General features: G+C 62.8%; 18 protein-coding genes. 8 read left to right on the top strand and 10 right to left on the bottom strand.

The window, feature by feature from the left end; translation table 11 throughout:
* Positions 1 to 11 precede the first annotated feature (11 nt).
* On the top strand, positions 12 to 1,943 hold the full coding sequence (dxs, locus tag C8N32_RS13035; RefSeq protein ID WP_107893445.1) for a 1-deoxy-D-xylulose-5-phosphate synthase: 1,932 nt from the start codon (positions 12 to 14) through the stop codon (positions 1,941 to 1,943).
* Positions 1,944 to 1,997: 54 nt separating this feature from the next.
* Here the strand turns inward: dxs and secA are convergent, their stop codons facing one another.
* Positions 1,998 to 4,688 (bottom strand): preprotein translocase subunit SecA, encoded by a 2,691-nt coding sequence (gene secA / locus C8N32_RS13040; RefSeq protein WP_107893428.1) that lies wholly within the window; start codon positions 4,686 to 4,688, stop codon positions 1,998 to 2,000.
* A gap of 182 nt (positions 4,689 to 4,870) precedes the next feature.
* Between secA and C8N32_RS13045 the strand changes: the two genes are divergently transcribed.
* From C8N32_RS13045 to mutT, 3 genes are read left to right on the top strand one after another with little or no spacing between them, the layout of a single operon-like run.
* The gene (locus tag C8N32_RS13045) at positions 4,871 to 5,716 is read left to right on the top strand and encodes a peptidylprolyl isomerase (RefSeq protein WP_107893429.1); all 846 of its coding nucleotides are present in this window, start codon (positions 4,871 to 4,873) and stop codon (positions 5,714 to 5,716) included.
* A 7-nt stretch (positions 5,717 to 5,723) separates the two neighbouring features.
* Positions 5,724 to 7,085 carry a bifunctional glutamate N-acetyltransferase/amino-acid acetyltransferase ArgJ gene (gene argJ / locus C8N32_RS13050; RefSeq protein WP_107893430.1) on the top strand — a complete coding sequence of 454 codons (1,362 nt, stop codon included), beginning with the start codon at positions 5,724 to 5,726 and terminating at the stop codon, positions 7,083 to 7,085.
* Positions 7,082 to 7,480 (top strand): 8-oxo-dGTP diphosphatase MutT, encoded by a 399-nt coding sequence (mutT, locus tag C8N32_RS13055; RefSeq protein ID WP_107893431.1) that lies wholly within the window; start codon positions 7,082 to 7,084, stop codon positions 7,478 to 7,480. Before argJ ends, mutT begins: the two co-directional genes overlap by 4 nt.
* Before the next feature lie 344 nt (positions 7,481 to 7,824).
* Here mutT and infB read toward each other — a convergent pair whose 3' ends face one another.
* Genes infB through rimP form a run of 4 tightly spaced genes read right to left on the bottom strand, consistent with a single transcriptional unit; the run spans position 7,825 to position 13,133 of the window.
* Positions 7,825 to 10,305, bottom strand: a complete 2,481-nt coding sequence (gene infB, locus C8N32_RS13060; protein WP_107893432.1) for a translation initiation factor IF-2 — start codon at positions 10,303 to 10,305, stop codon at positions 7,825 to 7,827.
* Positions 10,295 to 10,936 carry an RNA-binding protein gene (locus C8N32_RS13065; protein ID WP_107893433.1) on the bottom strand — a complete coding sequence of 214 codons (642 nt, stop codon included), beginning with the start codon at positions 10,934 to 10,936 and terminating at the stop codon, positions 10,295 to 10,297. The genes infB and C8N32_RS13065 overlap by 11 nt, the downstream gene beginning before the upstream one ends.
* Before the next feature lie 8 nt (positions 10,937 to 10,944).
* On the bottom strand, positions 10,945 to 12,552 hold the full coding sequence (gene nusA / locus C8N32_RS13070) for a transcription termination factor NusA (RefSeq protein WP_107893434.1): 1,608 nt from the start codon (positions 12,550 to 12,552) through the stop codon (positions 10,945 to 10,947).
* A gap of 2 nt (positions 12,553 to 12,554) precedes the next feature.
* Positions 12,555 to 13,133, bottom strand: a complete 579-nt coding sequence (rimP, locus tag C8N32_RS13075; RefSeq protein ID WP_107893435.1) for a ribosome maturation factor RimP — start codon at positions 13,131 to 13,133, stop codon at positions 12,555 to 12,557.
* Positions 13,134 to 13,363: 230 nt separating this feature from the next.
* Here rimP and trpB point away from each other — a divergent pair, with 230 nt between their 5' ends.
* Positions 13,364 to 14,572: a tryptophan synthase subunit beta gene (gene trpB / locus C8N32_RS13080; protein ID WP_107893436.1), complete on the top strand. Its 1,209-nt coding sequence runs from the start codon at positions 13,364 to 13,366 to the stop codon at positions 14,570 to 14,572.
* Between the two features lie 3 nt (positions 14,573 to 14,575).
* Here the strand turns inward: trpB and pip are convergent, their stop codons facing one another.
* Entirely contained in the window at positions 14,576 to 15,562 is a 987-nt protein-coding gene (gene pip / locus C8N32_RS13085; protein ID WP_107893437.1) for a prolyl aminopeptidase, read from the bottom strand.
* Between the two features lie 72 nt (positions 15,563 to 15,634).
* On the opposite strand from pip, the gene ubiG reads away from it, so the two are divergent.
* Positions 15,635 to 16,378, top strand: a complete 744-nt coding sequence (ubiG, locus tag C8N32_RS13090) for a bifunctional 2-polyprenyl-6-hydroxyphenol methylase/3-demethylubiquinol 3-O-methyltransferase UbiG (protein WP_107893438.1) — start codon at positions 15,635 to 15,637, stop codon at positions 16,376 to 16,378.
* On the opposite strand, the gene C8N32_RS13095 is transcribed toward ubiG, so the two are convergent.
* From C8N32_RS13095 to C8N32_RS13110, 4 genes are read right to left on the bottom strand one after another with little or no spacing between them, the layout of a single operon-like run.
* Positions 16,375 to 16,767 (bottom strand): MarR family winged helix-turn-helix transcriptional regulator, encoded by a 393-nt coding sequence (locus C8N32_RS13095; RefSeq protein ID WP_242509530.1) that lies wholly within the window; start codon positions 16,765 to 16,767, stop codon positions 16,375 to 16,377. The genes ubiG and C8N32_RS13095 overlap by 4 nt on opposite strands.
* 43 nt (positions 16,768 to 16,810) lie before the next feature.
* Positions 16,811 to 17,656: a carbon-nitrogen hydrolase family protein gene (locus C8N32_RS13100; RefSeq protein ID WP_107893440.1), complete on the bottom strand. Its 846-nt coding sequence runs from the start codon at positions 17,654 to 17,656 to the stop codon at positions 16,811 to 16,813.
* A 2-nt stretch (positions 17,657 to 17,658) separates the two neighbouring features.
* The gene (gene grxC / locus C8N32_RS13105; protein WP_107893441.1) at positions 17,659 to 17,913 is read right to left on the bottom strand and encodes a glutaredoxin 3; all 255 of its coding nucleotides are present in this window, start codon (positions 17,911 to 17,913) and stop codon (positions 17,659 to 17,661) included.
* A 34-nt stretch (positions 17,914 to 17,947) separates the two neighbouring features.
* Entirely contained in the window at positions 17,948 to 18,655 is a 708-nt protein-coding gene (locus tag C8N32_RS13110) for a ComF family protein (protein ID WP_107893442.1), read from the bottom strand.
* A gap of 38 nt (positions 18,656 to 18,693) precedes the next feature.
* On the opposite strand from C8N32_RS13110, the gene C8N32_RS13115 reads away from it, so the two are divergent.
* Together C8N32_RS13115 and hemH are read left to right on the top strand one after the other, a co-directional pair.
* Positions 18,694 to 19,521: a methyltransferase domain-containing protein gene (locus C8N32_RS13115; RefSeq protein WP_107893443.1), complete on the top strand. Its 828-nt coding sequence runs from the start codon at positions 18,694 to 18,696 to the stop codon at positions 19,519 to 19,521.
* A gap of 67 nt (positions 19,522 to 19,588) precedes the next feature.
* On the top strand, positions 19,589 to 20,680 hold the full coding sequence (gene hemH, locus C8N32_RS13120; protein ID WP_107893446.1) for a ferrochelatase: 1,092 nt from the start codon (positions 19,589 to 19,591) through the stop codon (positions 20,678 to 20,680).
* Positions 20,681 to 21,034: the final 354 nt, after the last annotated feature.

Raw genomic sequence — 21,034 nt, forward strand, 5'->3', positions numbered from 1 at the left:
AGGGCAATGACTTGACCAACCGCCCCTACACCCCGCTGCTGGACCGGGTCTCCTGCCCGGCGGACATGAAGCAATTCTCGGATACCGAACTTGCCCGCCTCGCAGAGGAGGTTCGGGCCGAGACGATCTCGGCCGTATCCGAAACCGGCGGGCATCTTGGCGCCGGGCTGGGGGTCGTGGAACTGACCGTGGCGCTGCACGCGGTGTTCGACACCCCGCGCGATCGCCTGATCTGGGACGTCAGCCACCAGTGCTACCCGCACAAGATCCTGACCGGGCGCCGGGACCGCATCCGCACCCTGCGCCAGAAGGGGGGTCTTTCGGGGTTCTGCAAGCGCAGCGAGAGCGACTACGATCCGTTTGGCGCGGGGCACAGTTCCACATCGATCTCTGCGGCACTGGGCTTTGCCGCCGCACGGGATCTGGGCTCCGCCCCCGAGGCCAATGTCGGCGACGCCATCGCCGTGATCGGGGATGGCGCCATGAGCGCAGGCATGGCTTTCGAGGCGATGAACCATGCCGGGCACCTGGATAAGCGGTTGATCGTAATCCTAAACGACAACGAGATGTCCATTGCACCTCCGGTGGGGGCGCTGTCATCTTACCTGAACCGGCTTTACACCGGCGCGCCGTTCCAGGAATTCAAGGCGATCGCCAAGGGCGCTGTCAGCTACCTGCCACAAGCGTTTCAGGACGGGGCAAAACGTGCAAAGGACCTGATCAAGACCCTGACCATCGGCGGAACCCTGTTCCAGGAACTTGGCTTTTCCTATGTCGGCCCCATCGACGGGCACGACATGGATCAGCTTCTGGCGGTCATGCGCACGGTGAAAGCCCGCGCGACGGGGCCCATGCTGATCCATGTCATCACCGAAAAAGGCAAGGGCTACGCCCCTGCGGAAAATGCGGCCGACCGTTGCCACGGCGTGTCGAAATTCGACATCGAGACCGGCGAGCAGAAAAAAACCCCGGCCAACGCACCCAGTTACACCAAGGTTTTTGCACAATCCCTGATTGCGGAGGCAAAGGACGACAAGAAAGTCGTCGCCGTCACCGCCGCAATGCCCGATGGAACCGGGCTGAACCTGTTCGCCACGCAATTCCCGGAGCGTTGCTTTGACGTCGGTATCGCCGAACAGCACGCGGTTACATTTTCGGCCGGTCTGGCCGCCGGTGGACAGAAACCCTTCTGTGCGATTTACTCGACCTTCCTGCAGCGGGGCTATGACCAAATCGTCCATGACGTGGCGATTCAGAAGCTTCCCGTGCGCTTTGCCATAGACCGCGCCGGGCTTGTGGGCGCCGACGGGGCGACCCATGCGGGGGCTTTCGATGTAAGCTTCCTTGCCAACCTGCCGGGCTTCGTGGTGATGGCCGCCGCAGATGAGGCCGAATTGGTGCATATGGTCGCCACCGCCGTGGCCTACGAGGACGGCCCCTGTTCTTTCCGCTTCCCGCGCGGGGAAGGGGTGGGCGTTGACCTCCCCGCACGCGGCGTGCCGCTGGAAATCGGCAAGGGCCGGGTGATTGCGGAAGGGGCGCGCGTGGCGTTGCTGAATTTCGGCGCCCGCCTCAAAGACGTGCGCGAAGCCGCCACCGCCCTTTCCGCAAAGGGCATCGCGCCTACCATCGCCGATGCCAGATTTGCCAAACCTCTGGACGAGGATCTCATCCTGAGGCTGGCGCGCGACCATGAGGCGCTGATCACCATCGAGGAAGGCGCCGTGGGAGGTTTTGGCAGCCATGTTGCCCATCTTCTGGCCGAGGCCGGCGTTTTCGACACCGGGCTGAAATACCGCTCCATGGTTCTGCCGGATGTGTTCCTCGACCATTCCAGCCCCTCGGACATGTATGCCACGGCAGGGCTGAACGCCATAAACATCGAGACCAGAGTAATGGAGGTTCTGGGGGCCGCAAAAGAGGCCCGCGCGGCTTCAGCCTGACACCGCAACAGGAAAGGCCCGCCGATCGGCGGGCCTTTTCATCTGCGGGTCAGTTCACAGTTGACCGTGGCAGTGCTTGAACTTCTTTCCTGACCCGCAGGGGCAGGGTTCATTCCGGCCGGGGTTGCCCCAGGTTTCAGGCCGGGTTTCATCAAACCCTTCCACCAAGGGCGCCGGTCCATCCACTCCGGCGGGCTTGGCGGCGGCTTGCATCTGCTGGCTTTGTTCCATGAACTGGCGCATCAGTTCGGCCTGTTCATCCTCGCTCAACGGGCGAATCTGGGCCAGTTTTTGGGTCACATCCTCACGCAGGGAATTAAGCATGGATTCGAACAGTGTGAAACTCTCGGTCTTGTATTCATTCAGCGGATCACGCTGCGCGTAACCGCGGAACCCGACGACCGATCGCAGGTGCTCCAGCTTCAGCAAATGCTCACGCCACTTGCCGTCGATAGTTTGCAGCAGCACCTGTTTTTCGATGTTGCGCATGTTGTCAGCGCCGAACTGGACAGCCTTTGCCGCCATGTATTCGTCGGCCAGATCGCACAGGCGATCCCGAATGTCCTCATCGTCGACGCCTTCTTCCTCAGCCCACCGCGGCACAGGGGCGTCAACGTTCAGGGCTTCCGCTGCCGTACGGCGCAAACCCTCGACATCCCACTGATCGTGGTAGGATTTTGGCGGAATATGAGCATCGACGAGATCGTCGATCACCTGATGGCGCATGTCCTGCGCGATTTCGGAAAGATCCTCTGCCTCCATGATTTCCCGACGTTGGCCAAAGATGGCCTTGCGCTGGTCGTTCATCACATCGTCGAACTTCAGAAGCTGCTTTCGAATGTCGAAATTGCGGCCTTCCACCTTCGCCTGCGCCTTTTCGAGGCTCTTGTTCACCCAAGGATGCACGATGGCCTCACCCTCCTGCATGCCAAGACGGGACAGGACCTTGTCCAGCCGGTCAGAGCCGAAAATCCGCATCAGGTCATCTTCGAGGGACAGGAAAAAGGCGGAGCGACCCGCATCCCCCTGACGACCGGAACGACCCCGAAGCTGGTTGTCGATCCGACGGGATTCGTGACGCTCCGTCGCAAGGACGAACAGGCCGCCGGCCTCCAGTACCTTCTGTTTTTCGTCGGCGTGCTCCGCCTCGATCCTGGTTCGCAAATCTTCGGGCTTCGCATCCGGATCTGCGGCGAGCGCCTCCATCACCTTCAGGTCCACGTTGCCGCCCAACTGGATGTCGGTGCCGCGTCCGGCCATGTTGGTGGCAATGGTGACCGCGCCCAGCCGCCCGGCCTCAGCGACGATTTTGGCCTCCTGTTCGTGGTGGCGGGCATTCAGAACGTTGTGGGGGATCTTCTCTTTCCTGAGCAACTCCGAAAGCATCTCGGACTTCTCGATCGAGGTTGTCCCCACCAGGACCGGTTGCTCACGCTCATGGGCCTCCCGGATGGAGGCGACGATGGCCTCGTATTTCTCGCGCCCGGTACGGTAGACCTTGTCATGTTCGTCCACCCGTGCGACGGGGCGGTTGGTCGGGACCTCGACCACGCCCAACCCATAGATCTGGCCGAATTCCTCGGCCTCGGTCATGGCGGTTCCGGTCATCCCCGAAAGCTTTTCGTAAAGGCGGAAGTAATTCTGGAACGTCACACTGGCGAGCGTCACGTTTTCGGGTTGGATCGCCACGCCTTCCTTGGCTTCGATGGCCTGATGCAACCCTTCGGACAGGCGGCGGCCCGGCATCATCCGGCCGGTGTGTTCGTCGATCAGAACGACCTCCCCATTGCGGACGATATAATCCTTGTCCTTGCGAAACAGCTTGTGGGCACGCAGGGCCTGGGTGGCATGGTGCACGATGGTGGTGCTTTCGGGGTCGTAAAGCGACTGATCCTCCGGCAACAGGCCTGCCTGATGCAGGCGCTCCTCGATGAACTCGTTGCCCTCGTCGGTGAAGGTGACGTTGCGCGTTTTTTCATCCAGCTTGTAATGCTCTTCGATGACCTCCGGGATGACCGCGTCGACACTCTGATAAAGCTCAGAGCGATCCTGGCTGGGTCCGGAGATGATCAGCGGCGTGCGTGCCTCGTCGATCAGGATACTGTCCACCTCGTCGACGATGGCAAAATAGTGGCCACGCTGCGCCATATCCTCAAGATTGGATTTCATGTTGTCGCGCAGGTAGTCGAAGCCAAGCTCATTGTTGGTGCCGTAGGTAATGTCGGCACGATAGGCGGCGCGTTTTTCGTCCTCCGGCTGCATGGAATAGATAACGCCCGTGGTCATCCCCAGGGCGCCATAGACCTTGCCCATCCATTCCGCGTCCCGCCGGGCGAGGTAGTCGTTGACCGTGACAATATGCACGCCCTTGCCGGTCAGCGCGTTCAGATAGGCGGGGAAGGTGGCGACAAGGGTCTTGCCCTCGCCGGTTTTCATTTCCGCGATGTTGCCCTGATGCAGGAAAATCCCACCGACAAGCTGCACGTCAAAGGCACGCAGGCCAAGGGCGCGGCGCGCGGCCTCCCGGCAGTTGGCAAAGGCCTCGGGCAACAGGTCGTCCAGACTTTCGCCATTCTGCGCGCGCGCGGCCAGTTCTTCGGTTTTGCGCTTCAGCCCGTCGTCATCGAGCGCCTCGAACTCGGGCTCCAGCTCGTTGATACAGGCCACCAGCTTGCGGGTGGATTTGACCTTGCGGTCGTTCGGGGTGCCAAAAACCTTTTTGGCGAGCGTTCCAAGGCCCAGCATGTTCTCTCCGCTTGGTGTCCGCCTGACGGGATATTGATAAGAAGCGGCCCTTGCCCGCCCTGAACGGCACGCCTAGAAGTAGGCAAACGGGCGACCGGACCCTTCCGGACCCTTGCGATGTAAGGGGCTGCCCAATATCTGTCAACGTGCCCCCGGCGCGCATCCAACAAGGAGTTGCCCTGATGCCCAAAGCCTCTACCGCCCTGGCCCTGGTTCTTGCAGTGGGCCTGGCCACGCCCGTGCTGTCGCAAACACCCGTTACGGCCGACACGGTTGTCGCCACGGTTGAAGGCACCGATATCACGCTGGGGCACATGATCGTTCTGCGTGCGCAGCTTCCGGCGGAATATCAGAACCTGCCCGACGATATGCTGTACGAGGCCGTGCTTGACCAACTGGTCCGCCAGACCGCCGTGGCCGCAAGCGCCGAGGATGCGCTTTCGAAAGGGGCGGAACTGGCCCTGGAGAATGAGCGCCGTTCCTATATCGCGGGTGAGGCGCTTTCCCGCGTGGCGGAGACCGCGGTCACCGACGAGGCCCTTCAGGCCGCCTATGACAAGGCGTTCAAGGAAGCCGATCCGACCACCGAGTATCACGCCGCCCACATCCTCGTGCAAACCGAGGAAGAGGCCGCCAAACTGAAAGAGGCGCTGGATGGCGGCGCCGATTTCGCCGACCTTGCCAGGGAACATTCCACCGGCCCGTCCGGTCCCGGCGGCGGAGACCTGGGTTGGTTCGAGGCGGGAACGATGGTCAAACCGTTCGAGGATGCCGTCATGGCGCTGGAACCCGGTCAGATTTCCGCCCCGGTGGAAACGCAGTTCGGCTGGCACGTCGTGAAGCTTGCAGAAACCCGCCAAAAGGACGCCCCCGCGCTTGAAGAAGTGCGGGACGAACTGACCGCGGACCTCCAGACCGAAGCCATCGCCGCCGAAATGGAGCGCCTGACCGAAGCCGCCGAGATCACCCATGCCGACGTGGAAATCGACCCCGCCCTGCTGCGCAACCGCGACCTCCTGAACAACTGAGACACCGATGGCCAAGAAATCCAGGGACAACGCGAAGGCGGCAAAGAAAGCAAAGGCCGTCAAACCGCTGAAGAAAAAGATCAAAAAGCTTGAAAAGGCACTGGCCGAATCACAGGCCAGAACCGCCGCGCCACGGGTATCCCCGCTGGCGCCGACACGGTTTCCCGACCTGCCGGAAATCGCCGGGGTCGCATTCGCGGCCACGGCAGCCGGCGTACGCTACAAGGGCCGGACAGACGTGATGCTGGCCCGTCTCGCACCAGGCACGCATATCGCCGGCGCGTTCACCCGCTCCTCCACCCGGGCGGCCCCGGTGCTGGATTGCGAGACCAAGATCGGGCGCAAGACCGGCCCTGAAGAAGGCGCTGCAATTCTTGTCAACTCAGGCAACGCGAATGCCTTTACCGGAAAGGCCGGACAAGAGGCCGTAGAGGCCATTGCCAGCAGCGTCGCCAGGGCCGTGGGCGTGCCACAGGCACGGGTGTTCACGTCTTCCACCGGTGTGATCGGCGAACCGCTGCCCCACGCACGCGTCACCGCCGTGATGGATGACCTGACAGCACAATTGTCCCCCACCGGGATGGAAGACGCCGCGCGCGCCATCATGACAACCGATACTTTCCCAAAAGGCGCCATGGCTGAAATAGAGATCGGCGGCCATCCGGTGCGGATCGCGGGAATCGCCAAGGGGTCCGGGATGGTCGCGCCGGACATGGCGACGATGCTGGTCTACATTTTTACCGACGCGAAAGTGGCACAGCCGCTGCTGCAAAAGCTCCTGTCGGAGCTGATCGACGAGACCTTCAATTGCATCACCGTTGACGGAGACACCTCGACCTCGGACACCCTGCTTCTGGCCGCCACCGGGCAAAGCCCTGCTCCCGAGATCAGGACCCGCCGCGCCAAGACCACGCAGGTCTTTGCCGACGCCCTGCGTGGAGTGATGCTGGATCTCGCGCATCAGGTCGTAAAGGATGGCGAGGGCGCAACGAAATTTGTCGAGGTCGGGGTGACCGGCGCGGAAACCGTAGAAGATGCGCGCAAGGTTGCCATGGCCATCGCCAACTCCCCGCTGGTCAAGACTGCCATCGCCGGGGAGGATCCGAACTGGGGCCGGATTGTCATGGCGGTAGGCAAGTCCGGCGCCAGAGCCGACCGGGATCGCCTTGCCATCCGGTTCGGCGACACCGTCGTCGCCGAAAACGGCTGGGTCTCTCCTGGTTACGACGAGGCCACTGTCGCCGCCTACATGACACGCCCGGAATTGATGATCGGTGTCGATCTGGGGTTGGGAGATGCCGCCGCCAAAGCCTGGACCTGCGATCTGACCCACCGCTATATTGATATCAACGCCGACTACCGCTCATGAAGACGGTGCTGGTTTCGGCCGTCGCGCTGATCGATGCCGACGGCCGCGTGCTTCTGGCCCAGCGCCCTGCGGGAAAGCCCATGGCAGGGCTTTGGGAATTCCCCGGCGGCAAGGTGGAGCCGGGTGAAACCCCGGAGGCGGCCTTGATTCGCGAATTGCAGGAAGAGCTGGGCATCGACACCAGGGCGAGTTGTCTCGCGCCGCTGAGCTTTGCCAGCCACAGCTATGCCGATTTTCACCTTCTCATGCCTCTATTTGCCTGTCGCCGCTGGACCGGAACGCCGGCCCCGCGCGAGGGACAGGCGATGAAGTGGGTCCGGGCCAACCGCCTGCGCGACTATCCGATGCCAGAGGCGGATTTGCCCCTGATTCCCGTACTGCGGGACTGGCTATAAGGACAGGTTTTTAAGGAAAAGTCTTTTTTTATCAAATTCCTGGCGCTTTATTGCGCGACTGCGCAACTTTCTTTACTTTTTATTGGTTTCTCTCTAAAGTAGAAGCGTTCTGCTGCACTACCAACAGGACCTCAACGGTTAGAGTTCTGCCATGATATGTACCATTGTAATAGGAAGCTGTGTGTTCGTGCGCGGAACCTTCGTTCGAAAAGAACCGGACGGACGGACGGTCGTCCGGTCAGGCGGAGAGCTTTATATTGGCACACTGATAAGTCCCGAACAGGAAACCGAAAAACGCTCCGCATGAAAAGGGTGACCCTAAGGTCACCCCGTGAGGACGGTCGTCAGTCCAGAGAGCGTTCGACCTCCTGTCGCTCGAATATCTCGATGACGTCGCCCGGTCGGATATCGTCATAGTTTTCGAATGCCATACCACATTCCTGCCCGGACTGCACTTCCGATACCTCATCCTTGAAACGCTTGAGCGTCTTGAGCGTCCCCTCGTGGACCACGACATCGTCACGCAGCAACCGCACCCCGGCAGAGCGACGGGCAACACCTTCGGTCACAAGACACCCTGCGACCTTGCCCACGCCCGAGACCTTGAAGACCTCCTTGATCTCCGCATAGCCGATGAAGTTTTCGCGAATTTCCGCGCTCAAAAGACCGGAGGCCGCTTTTTTAACATCGTCGACAAGATCGTAGATCACGCTGTAATAGCGCAGCTCCACACCCTTCTGGTTCGCGGCATTCCTGGCCGGCGCATTCGCACGCACGTTGAAGCCTATAACGGGGGCGCCGGACGCTTCGGCCAGCCCGATATCGGTCTCGGTGATGGCCCCCACACCGGCATGGAGAACACGCACCCGAACCTCATCGTTGCCGATCTTTTCCATCGCCTGCAAAATCGCCTCGGCAGACCCTTGCACATCGGTCTTCACCAGGATCGGCAGCTCAGCGACATTGGCATCCTCCTTGGCCTTGGCCAGAAGCTGATCCAGCGTCGTGGCCGCCCCGGCGGCGGCGCGCTTGTCCTTGGCGGCCTGTTCGCGATACTCGGCGATTTCACGCGCCTGCGCCTCGGTCTCGACCACGTTCAGAACGTCGCCCGCCTCAGGCGTACCGTGCAGGCCCAGAACCTCAACCGGAACCGACGGCCCCGCCGCATCCACGCGATCTCCCTTGTCATTGATCAGCGCACGAACCTTGCCCCACTGCTCCCCGGCAACGAAAATATCGCCGCGGCGCAGGGTGCCGTGCTGAACCAGGACAGTGGCGACCGGGCCACGGCCGACGTCAAGCTGGGCCTCGATGACCGCGCCCTGGGCGGCCCGTTCGGGGTTGGCCTTCAGCTCAAGAATTTCGGCCTGAAGCGCGATGGCTTCCAGCAGCTCGTCCAGCCCCTTTCCGGTTTTTGCGGAAACCTCCACATCCTGAACATCGCCCGACATCTTCTCGACCACGACTTCGTGCTGAAGAAGGGCGGTGCGCACCTTTTCAGGGTTCGCTTCGGGTTTGTCGCACTTGTTGATGGCGACAATCATCGGCACGCCTGCGGCTTTGGCGTGGCTGATGGCCTCCACCGTCTGGGGCATGACCGCGTCATCGGCGGCCACAACCAGCACGACGATGTCGGTCACCTGCGCACCGCGCGCCCGCATCGAGGTAAAGGCCGCGTGGCCCGGCGTGTCGAGAAAGCTCAGCGTGGCTCCACTGTCGGTTTTGACCTGATAGGCGCCGATATGCTGCGTGATGCCCCCCGCCTCACCGGCAACGACCTTGGCGTTGCGGATCGCATCCAGCAAAGAGGTCTTCCCGTGATCCACGTGCCCCATGATGGTAATGACCGGCGGGCGCGGCCTGAGATCCTCGGGCTTGTCCTCCACCGTATCGATCACGTCTTCCACGTCGGCATCCGAAACGCGCACGACCTTGTGGCCGAACTCCTCAACGATGAGCTCCGCCGTGTCCTGGTCGATCGACTGATTCTGTGTGACCATCATGCCCATTTTCATGAGAGCCTTGACCACATCGGCAACACGCTCGGCCATACGGTTGGCCAATTCCTGCACCACGATGGTTTCGGGCACCTGCACATCGCGGACAATCTTCTCACGCATATCCGCGCCGCCCAACGCCTTCTGCCGGGCCCGCTCCTGCTTGCGCTTCATTGCCGCCAGCGACCGGTGCCGCCCCCCGTCGCCCGAAAGCGCCTGACTAACGGTCAGCTTGCCCGAACGGCGGTTATCCCCCTTGCCCTTTCCGCGGGCCGGGCGATCGTCGCGGGCATCCCGCTCCCGCTCCTTGCGCGGCGCGGCCTTGGGTGCGGCGGGCGCCGCGGACGCGGCGGGCGCATCGGCTTTGGCCGCAGGCTCAACGGGCTGTGCTTCGGCGCGTTTGCGGGCCTCGGCCTCTTCCTTGCGGACCTTTTCGTCCTCTTCGGCCTTGCGGCGGGCAGCTTCTTCCTGTTCGCGCTGTTCGCGTTCCTTGGCCTCGGCCTCTTCCCGGCGACGCTGGCGCTCTTCCTCGCGACGCTGTTCTTCCTCTTCGCGGGCACGGATCTCATCGGCCTCGCGAGCCTTGGCCGCCTGCAATGCCTTCAGACGACGCTCCATCTCCGCATCGGAAATACCCGCCGGGCGCCTTGAAGGATCCCCTCCAGCCGCACCGCCCTTGCCACCGCCAGACTTGGGCACGACGACGCGCTTGCGTTTGGTTTCCACCACGACGTTCTTGGTGCGCCCGTGGCTGAAGCTCTGCTTCACCTGTCCGGACCGCGGCCCGCCGCGCAAACCCAAAGTCTTTTTGCCGTCACTATCGCTCATTCGGTCTTCGTACCCTTTCCGGGGGCCGTTCGCCCCCGCCAGTCATCCGCACGCCCGCCAGTCTGGACGCATCCTTTACTACACGTTCCGCGAGTCCGCCAGCCGCAAGCGCGCCATGTATCACATGTTCCCGCCCGAAAGCCAAACCCATTTCCCGGGCGCTCAGGCAGTCGATATAGGCGTTTTTTCCTTGCGGGGGCCGCAGCTTCGTCTTGCCGCGACCAGACCCGTCGCTGGCCTGTATCAGGATCGCGGCCTCGCCAGTGGTCAGCCAGCCCTTCACCTTTTCAAACCCGGCCACCGCCAGCCCCGCCTTGCGGGCCAGGGACAGCCCTTCGACAACCCGGCGCAGCAATGTCGCCTCGACCTGCTCCAACAGGTCTGCGGACACCTGCACCGTGCGCTTCGCGCCACGGGCAAACATCCGCCGCCGGATCGCCGCTTCAAGCGCCGGACGATCCGCCGAAACCCAGATGCCCCGCCCCGGCAGCTTTTCAGCCACGTCGGGCACGATCACATCCCCCGGCCCGACGACGAAACGGATCAGCCCCGCCTTGGGCTGGACTTCGCCGGTGGCGATGCACCGCCGCTCCGGCGCTTCGGCCCGGAGCCCGCTTCCGCCGCGCCCCATGGCGGGCCTCAGGCCTCAGCCTCTCCGGCGCCCGCCCCATCTTCGCCGGAAATCAGTTCCTCGGGATCGACCCAGCCAAGCTGCACCCGCGCCGTCATGATGAGGTTCTGCGCTTCTTCAAGGGAAACGTCAAACTTTTCAAGAAGCCCTTCGTCCTTGACCCGCTCTCCGTCGACGGTGGTCCAGCCACCGGCCAGCTCCCAATCCGCGCAAGTGGCAAAATCCTCAAGCGTCTTCACACCGTCTTCCGCCAGCACCTCAATCATCTGCGGGGTCAGACCGTCGAAATCGACAAGGCTGTCCTCCACGCCCAGATCGCGCGCATGCTCCAAAGCCTTGCGACTCTGGGCCTCAAGAAAATCGCGCGCGCGGGCCTGAAGCTCATCCGCCGTGCTCTCATCGACGCCGTCGATGGACAGCAACTCATCCTGTTCGACATAGGCGACCTCCTCGAGCGAGGTGAAGCCTTCCGATACCAGAAGCTGCGCGAAGAACTCATCCAGGTCGAGCGTTTCCATGAACAACCCGGTGCGTTCCTCGAACTCCGCCTGACGGCGCTGGCTTTCCTCGGCCTCGGTCATGATGTCGATATCCAGACCGGTCAGCTGGCTGGCCAGGCGCACGTTCTGACCGCGCCGCCCGATGGCCAGGGAAAGTTGTTCATCCGGGACAACGACATCGATTTTCCCGGCCTCCTCATCGATCACGACCTTGGACACCTCGGCCGGTTGCAGCGCATTCACAAGGAAGGTGGCCTGATCTTCGTTCCAGGGAATGATGTCGATCTTTTCGCCCTGAAGCTCATTCACCACGGCCTGCACGCGGGAGCCGCGCATGCCGACACAGGCCCCGACCGGATCAATTCCGCTGTCATAGGAAATGACGGCGATCTTCGCGCGAGATCCCGGATCGCGGGCGACGGCCTTGATCTCGATGATCCCGTCGTAGATTTCCGGCACCTCCATCTTGAAGAGTTCGGCCATGAATTCCGGCGCCGTGCGCGACAGGAAGATCTGCGGGCCGCGCACCTCACGGCGGACATCCTTGATATAACAGCGGATGCGATCGTTCGGGCGGTAGCTTTCGCGGCCGATCTTTTCGTTGCGCCGCAGGATACCTTCGCCCCGACCGATATCGACGATGACGTTCCCGTACTCTTCCCGCTTGACGATGCCGTTGATGATGGTGCCCGCGCGATCCTTGAATTCCTCGTACTGGCGGTCACGCTCGGCCTCGCGCACCTTTTGCAGAATCACCTGCTTGGCGCTCTGTGCCGCGATACGACCCAGTTCCACCGGGGGAACCTCATCGCACAACTCATCGCCCACCTTGGGGTCGGCCATGTACTGGCGGGCCTGTTCGACCGTCAGTTCCGCCTGATAGTTTTCCAGCGCGTCGTCTTCGACCACCGTGCGCACGCGGGTAAAGGTGGCCTTGCCGGTCTTGCGATCGATCGCCACACGGATATCCATCTCCGCGCCGTAACGCGACTTCGCCGCCCGGGCGAGGGATTCCTCCATTGCCTGCACGACAAGATCCGGGTCGATCATTTTCTCGCGGGCCACGGCCTCGGCGGTTTGCAGCAACTCAAGCTGATTGGCAGAGGTAATCGCCATTGTCAGTCCTCCTCGGTGGCGGGGGCGCCATCGGTTTCAATCTCATCAAAATCGGCTTCGTCGACGATGCCGGCCTCCTTGCGCGCCTTCAGCATGTCGCGAATCAGGTCATCGGTCAGCACCAGCTTGGCGTCCGACAGCCAGTCGAATTTCAGGCCCACGGTGCCCTCCCGGATGGCCAGCAGGACCTCGTCCCCCTCGGTTCCGGCCAGCAAACCCCTGAAGCGGCGGCGCCCGTCGATCAGCTCGGTGGTTTCGATCTTGGCGTCGTAGCCCTCCCAGATGTCGAAATCTTTCAGCCGGGTCAGGGGCCGGTCGATTCCGGGGGACGACACCTCAAGTGTGTACGCGTCCTCGAGCGGGTCCTCGACATCCAGCACGGCGGAAATGGCGGTAGAGATTTTCGCGCAGTCTTCCACCTCTATCCCGCCCTCGGGGCGCTCGGCCATGATCTGAAGCGTCCTGGTGTTGCCCCCCATCAGCCGTATGCGCACCAGATCAAACCCCATCCCCTCGATCACGGGGGCAAGGATCGCGGCCAGACGGCGGTCGATGGCGGTTTTTGCGATGAGGTCGCTCATGGGTCGTCCAGATACAAAAAAACGGGCGCGCGGCCCGTGTATATTTCACCGGTGGAAGTTCGGGGATGGAAGCCGAACCGCCGCTGTTGGCCTTCATATAGGACCGTTGGTCCGAGTCTGCAAGCGAAAGCTTTGACGCGCCCCGGTGTCGCAGGTTCATAAGCCGGTGGCGCCATGTCGGAGCGTGCTCTAACATCGCCGCCGCGCAAGATACCGAACGAGGGCCCAGGATGACGACACACCCCCACACACACCCGCTGCTGACCCCGACCCCCGGCGGCTTTTTCGGCGAGTACGGCGGCCCGATCAGCGACCCGAAGATCGCCGCCCTGATGACCGAAATCGGGCAGGCCCTGGACGAAGCCCTCGCCGACCCGACATTCGAGACCCAGATGGCAGACCTGCGTGCCAACTATGTCGGACGCCCCAGCCCGGTCTACCATGCCGGGAACCTGTCCCCCAAAGGCGGGGCGCAGATCTGGCTCAAGCGTGAAGATCTCAATCACACCGGCGCGCACAAGATCAACCATTGCATCGGGCAGGTCTTGCTGGCCAGGCGCATGGGGAAAAAGCGCGTTCTGGCCGAAACCGGCGCCGGGCAGCACGGCGTTGCGCTGGCGACGGCCTGTGCGCTTTTGGGGGTGGCGTGTGAAATCCACATGGGTGTGGTCGATATCGCCAAGGAGCACCCCAACGTGTCGCGCATGAAAATCCTCGGCTGCAAGCTGGTCCCCGTGTCGATGGGCACCGGCACGCTGAAAGACGCCGTGGACAGCGCCTTCATGGCTTATCTGCAAGACCCCGAGGACACGATGTTCGCCATCGGCTCCATCTGCGGGCCGGACCCTTACCCGCGCATGGTACAGGCGTTCCAGTCGATCGTCGGGCGTGAGGCGCGGCAGCAGTTCCTGGAACGGACCGGCGCGCTGCCAACCGAAGTGGCGGCCTGCGTCGGCGGCGGCTCCAACGCGATCGGGCTGTTCAGCGGATTCATGGACGACGAAGACGTCACTCTCGTGGGCGTAGAGCCCGCCGGCAAGGGGCTGGACACCAGGGACCACGCCGCCACACTGACCCTGGGCAAACCGGGGGAGATGCACGGCTTCCGCTGCTATTACCTGCAAGACGAGAATGGCGCACCCGCACCGGTGCATTCCGTCGCCTCGGGGCTGGATTATCCCGGCGTCGGCCCGCAGCATTGCAACCTCAAGGATCTGGGGCGCGCCCGGTACGAAAGCGCCACAGACAAGGAATGCTTTGACGCCTTCCTCGCCCTGTCGCGCAGCGAGGGGATCATCCCCGCCCTCGAAAGCGCCCACGCGGTGGCCTATGCCATGCGCCGCGCCCCACAGATGCCGCCGGATCAGACGATCCTGGTGAATCTCAGCGGGCGGGGAGACAAGGACATCGATTTCGCGATCGAACAGCTGGGGCTTTGACGCTCAGGCGTCCGCTCCGATCAGGCGCGCCACCTCCTGCGTGGCGCGCACCAGCTCCGCGGCGATTCCGGGCTCTGACAAGGCATGGCCGGCCAAAGAAATCATGCGCAGTTGCCCTCTGTCCCAACCCTGCGACAAGCGCCAGGCCGAAGCCGGTGGACACACCATGTCATAACGCCCCTGTATGATAATACCCGGCACCGTGCTGAGGCGCGGCAGGTTATGCAGGATCTGATCGTCGCGCTCCAGAAAGCCGCCATTGTGGAAATAATGGTTCTCCAGCCGGGCAAACGCGCGGGCGTAATCGGCAGGTGGGCTGCCTGCCTCCGCAGGAGAGTTGAGCGACGCCAGCGCATTTTCCCACATCGTCCAGGCACGGGCGAAGCGAACCTCCTGCACGCTATCCCCGGAAAACAGCCGCCGGTGATAAGCGGCAATCATGTCGCCCCGCTCATCCTCGGGAACAAGCGCGGTGAAGCGGCGCCACTGGTCGGGAAAAAACCGCGCCGCGCCCCCCCCGTAGAACCAGTCCAGCTCGGCGCGGGTCATAAGGAACACCCCGCGCAAGATCAGCCACGCGGCACGTTCGGGGCAGGCCTGGGCGTAAAGCAACGCCAGAGTCGCGCCCCAACTGCCCCCGAACACCACCCAGCGCGAGATGCCCAACGCCCCGCGAATGGTTTCGATATCGCGCACAAGGTGCCACGTCGTGTTGGCCGATACGCTGGCATGCGGGCGCGAACGCCCGCAGCCGCGCTGATCGAACAGAACGATGCGATAAACCTCTGGGTCGAAAAACCGCCGCATCGCCGGGCTGCACCCCCCGCCGGGCCCGCCATGCAACACCACCACCGGCAGGCCGCCGGGGTTGCCGCATTGCTCCACGTAAAGAACATGCCCCTCGCCAACCTCAAGCATCCGCTGGTCAAACGGGTTCGTCGGCGGATAAAGAATGTGCGATGCGCGCTTTTGGCCTGCGGATTTGTCCATCTGGCGCCTATATACCTCTTTTTACCGCCCCGTCAGGGGGCGTGCGACCAAAAAACAGGAACGGAGCCCCCGATGCAAGCTGCCCAGACCACTGTCGACCAGTCCGAGGTTGCCAAGTTCGAAGCCATGGCCGCCGAGTGGTGGGATCCTGACGGCAAGTTCAAGCCGCTGCACATGCTCAACCCCTGTCGGCTGGACTATATCACCAGTCAAATAGCGGCGGAATTCGGTCGTGACCTGTCGGCGGAAAAACCGTTCACGGGGCTGCGCCTGCTCGATATCGGCTGCGGCGGCGGGTTGTTGTCGGAACCGATGGCACGGCTGGGGGCCAGCGTCGTGGGGGCCGATGCCGCGGAACGCAACATTCCCGTGGCCCGGATCCATGCCGAACAATCGGGCCTGGAGATCGACTACCGTCACACCACCGCAGAGGCCCTGGCCGAAGCCGGCGAGCAATTCGATATCGTCCTTAACATGGAAGTGGTGGAGCACGTTGCCGATCCGCTGGCTTACCTGACCGCCTGCCGGCAATTGCTCAAACCTGACGGGCTGCACCTGTGTTCAACAATCAACCGAAACCCCAAAGCGTTCATGATGGCGATTTTCGGGGCCGAATACGTGATGCGCTGGCTGCCCAAAGGCACCCATGAATATGGCAAGTTCATCACCCCCGACGAACTGTTTTCCCTGATCGAACAGGCCGGCCTGACCCCGGTTGACCGCAAGGGGTTCGTGTTCAACCCGATTTCGTGGCGCTGGACGGTCTCCGGACGTGATCTGAGCGTGAATTACGTCACCGCTTCGATCAAACGTTAAGGACTCCCTTCCAGCTTCTGGCGCAAAAGCCGCAGCACCGGCAGCGCCGCGCGCAGGCGATCGTGCCCGATATCGGCCACGGCCTCCGCCAGCACCGGGGCGATGGCCTGAAGCGCGGCATCGCGCGCCGCCCGCCCCGAGGGGCTGATTGCCACCATCTTGCGACGGGCATCGTCCCAGTCCGGGCGGATATGCACATGCCCGGCCCATTCCAGCTTGTTCAGGGTATTGGTCATTGCCCCCCGCGTCACATGAAACACCTGCGCCAATTGCGCCGGGCTGCGCTCCTCCCCGATATTGGCAAGGTGGTTGAGCACTGAGAAATGGCTCAGCTCCATGCCGCGCGGCAGCACCCGTGACAGACGGTTGCGCGCCAGCTGATCGGCCATGAAGATTTCGCTGAACAGCGCAACGGCAAGCACATCATTTCCGTCACGTGGAGGGAATGGTGGGGGGGGTGAAGGGTCTGTCATGAGACAAGGATGGCACACGCGCGCGGGCTTTTTCTACCTCAGCCATATCCAGATCTGCATAAATGACGCCGGGATTTTTGCCCCCATCGGCCAGAACCTCACCCCAGGGGGAAACCACGAGGCTGTGCCCATGGCTGCTCCGCGCCCCCCCCCGCGAGGCCCGATGCGCCCCACACTGCGCCGGGGCCAGCACGTAACACCCGGTTTCTATGGCCCGGGCCTGCAAAAGCGGCCGCCAGTGGGCCACACCGGTGGTCGGAGAAAACGCCGCCGGAACCGTCAGCACCTGTGCCCCGGCCTGCGCAAGACTGCGATAAAGCGCCGCAAAGCGCAGATCGTAGCAAATACTCAACCCCAAAACGGCGAATGGTGTCCGGGCCACCACAGCGCGCGTTCCGGGGCGGTAGCCCTCCGATTCGCGGAATCTTTCCTGCGCGGAGATATCCACATCGAACATGTGGATCTTGTCATAGCGCGCCGCCACCGCACCATCCGGCCCGATCAGGAGAGACCGGTTGGCAAATCGCCCCGACGAATCGTCGCTTTTCACTGCCAGCGACCCGATCAGCAGCCATAACCCGAGACGGGCGGCTTCTTCCCGCAGGGCTGCGAGGGTCGGATCGCTGCATTCGGGATGCAGGACCTCACCCTGGCGGTGGCGGCTGGTGGAAATGCAGTTCGTCACTTCCGGCGTCAGGGCAAACTCCGCCCCCCCCTGCGCGGCCACGGCCAGTGCCCGGCATACCGCAGTCAGGTTTTCCGCCGGGTCGTCGCTGCCATTCATCTGGATGAGAGCTGCGCGCATCGTCAGCCTTCCAGAAGAGGGGCCAGCTTGCCGGCACGGTCGAGCGCGTAGAGGTCATCGCAACCGCCGACATGGACCCCGCCAATGAAGATCTGCGGCACCGTATGGCGCCCATTGGCGCGCGCCATCATCTGTTTGCGCCTTTGGGGGCGGTCAACCTCGATTTCCGTGCAGGCAACGCCTTTCGCCGCCAACAGTCGCTTGGCCGCGTGACAAAACCCGCAAGCAGGCGTGGTATAAATCTCGACAGACTGCATCTGGCGATCCTTTCTGATCGTGGATGGTAGAGATTTACGGCAGCTTGGCAACGCGCGCCAGAGCCAGAACCGAAACCGGACCGGAGCCAGCGCCCCGGCAGGCAACGGCACAGGCCGCCAGCGTCGCACCCGAAGTCATCACATCGTCGACCAGGAGAACCGGCCGGCCGTCGACACTTCGCCTTGGGTGCACCTCTATCGCGCCAGCGATATTCGCAGCCCGTGCCGCCACGCCCAGACCCTCCTGCACCGCTGTCGCACGGCGGCGGACAAGCAGGTCGGGGCAATACGCCAACCCCAACGCCCGCGCCACTCCTTCCCCCAGCAGAGCCGCCTGATTATAGCGCCGACGCAACAGCCGCAGCCGGTGCAAAGGCACCGGCACCACGACCATACCCGGTTGCACCAGCGGTGCCGCAACCCGCGCCAGCCAATGCGCCATAGGCCGGGCGAGATCCGTCCGATCGCCATGTTTGAGCGCCAGAACCAGATCGCGGGCACGTCCTTCGTACAACACCGCAGACCGGCCCCGGTCCCACGGACGCGGTTTATACAGGCAATCATCGCAAATCAGCGGTTCGCCACACAGTCCAGGCAGAGGGGCCCCGCAAAGATCGCAAACCGCCCCAAGGATGAACGGCATCTGCCCCCAGCACGACGGGCAAAGGGCAAAATCGGTTTCCACACCCTCGCCGCAGGCCACGCAGCGGGGCGGATAGATCAGGTGCAGGATGGTTTTCATTCGCGGGAAACCCCTGTAGACAAACGCCCGGAGGCCCCATGACCCGACCGCCAGACCTGATCGACCGAGCCGCTTTGAACGCGCATCGTACCCGCGCCCGCCGCGATGCGCTTTTTCTGCACGAGATCACCATGATCGAGGTGCAGGAGAGGCTGAAAGAGGTTAACAGAACCTTTACCGCCCCCGCGGTCGTGACTCCGTTCCCCGATATCTGGCAATCCGCCCTGCCCGGTATGAAAATCGTTCCCGACACCGAGATCCTCGGGCTTGAACCGGGGGCGCACGACCTTGTGATCCACGGGCTTTGCCTGCACTGGGCGAATGATCCGGTCGGGCAACTGGTACAGTGCCGTCGCGCCCTGCGTCCCGACGGGCTGCTGATCGCGGCCACCTTCGGCGGTCGTACCCTGCACGAGTTGCGCGCCAGTCTCGCGCAGGCCGAAGCCCGCATCACCGGCGGGCTGTCGCCACGGGTGTTGCCGATGGGAGAAATCCGCGATCTTGGCGCGGTGTTGCAGCGCACCGGGCTGGCCCTGCCCGTGGCCGATGGCTTTACAAGAACCGTCAGCTATGAAACGCCGCTTCACCTGATGCGCGACCTGCGCGCCATGGGCGAGTCGAATGCACTGACCCAGCGCAACCGCACCCCGGCCCGTCGCGCCCTTTTCGCTGCCATGGCGCAGATCTATACGGCGGCTCACGCCAGCGCCGATGGCCGCGTTCGGGCCACATTCGAAATGATTTTCCTCACCGGCTGGGCTCCGGATTCGAGTCAGCCAAGGCCCCTGCGCCCCGGCAGCGCCACCGCCCGGCTTGCCGATGCGCTGGGGGCAAACGAATACGACCTGAACGGACCTCAAGATTGACGATCCGGAAAAAGTCTTTATTTCCCCACCAGAAGCCTGAATGCGCCAGCGGACTGGAAAAGTCATGATGTTCGATTCGAATCCCGACGGGGCGACCCAGGCCAAGACGCCTCACATGCCCGACGACCACCCCCATGTCCGGCGGGAAAAAGTCGGCGTACTTCTGGCCAACCTTGGCACGCCGGACGGATATGACTACTGGTCCATGCGCCGGTATCTGAACGAATTTCTCTCCGACAAGCGGGTGATTGATTACTCGCCCTGGGTATGGCAACCGCTGTTGCAGGTGGTCATCCTGAGCAAGCGGCCGTTTTCTTCCGGCGAAGCGTACAAATCAATCTGGAATGAGGAAAAGGGTGAAAGCCCTCTGATGACGATCACGAGATCACAGACCGCGAAGATCCGCGCGCTGCTCAAAGATCGGTTCGGCGATGCCATAGAGGTCGATTTCTGCATGCGCTACGGCAGCCCCTCGACCAAGGCCAAAGTACGGAAAATGTCCGAACTGGGTTGCCGCCGGATCGTGTTTTTCCCCCTTTACCCGCAATATTCCGGTGCCACCACCGCGACCGCGAACGACCATTTCTTCCGCGCCCTGATGGAAGAAAAGTGGCAGCCGCCCGCGCGCACCGTACCCGCCTATTTCGACCGGCCCAGCTATATCGACGCACTGGCCAAATCGGTGGAACGTGCCTACGCCGCGCTTGAAAACACGCCCGATATTCTGGTCTGCTCCTACCACGGCGTGCCCCAGCGATATCTGAACGAGGGCGACCCCTATCACTGCCACTGCCTGAAGACGACACGCCTGCTGAAAGAACGTCTGGGCTGGGAGGACAGCCAAATCACCTCCACCTTTCAGTCGCGCTTTGGCCCGGAGGAATGGCTTCGCCCTTACACCGTGGAGGAGGTTGCCCGCCTCGCGAAGAACGGCAAAAAGCGTATTGCCGTGATCGCCCCCGCGTTCTCTGCCGATTGCATCGAAACGCTTGAGGAAATCAACGAGGAAATCCGCGAAAGTTTCGAGGACGCCGGGGGACAAGAGTTCACCTACATCCCTTGCCTCAACGATGACGACGCGCACATGTCCGCCCTGACTGAGGCAATCGTTGAAAACCTCGGCGGCTGGCTGGACGCGGGGACGCGCCCCGGCCTCTGACAGACGGGGCTTGATATGTTCCGGGTGGGGTGCGGAGCAAAAAGGGCAGGCTACCCTCGCCCGCTTCAGGCTCGGTCTTCCGGCTCTCGCATGCAGCCGCCGGTGCGGCCCTCACCCGTTCACAACCCCGCCCGGCCAGCCCGGCAGCCACAAGGCTCTTTACGTTTGAGGGTGACCGCGCGACCGAGCTACGAATGCCTAAATCGCTTTGCATTTAATCTGAGGCATATCCGGCAGTTTTGAGGAAGTTCCAGCACTCTTGCGGGTCGAACATCTCGCGGATGTCTCCGAGGGCCCGGAACAAGGCATCGAAGGGTCTGGCACCCATGCGTCTCAGGTGGGCCTTGAGCTTCG

Origin of the sequence: Rhodovulum imhoffii (assembly GCF_003046545.1) — a bacterium.
GTDB lineage: Bacteria > Pseudomonadota > Alphaproteobacteria > Rhodobacterales > Rhodobacteraceae > Rhodovulum > Rhodovulum imhoffii.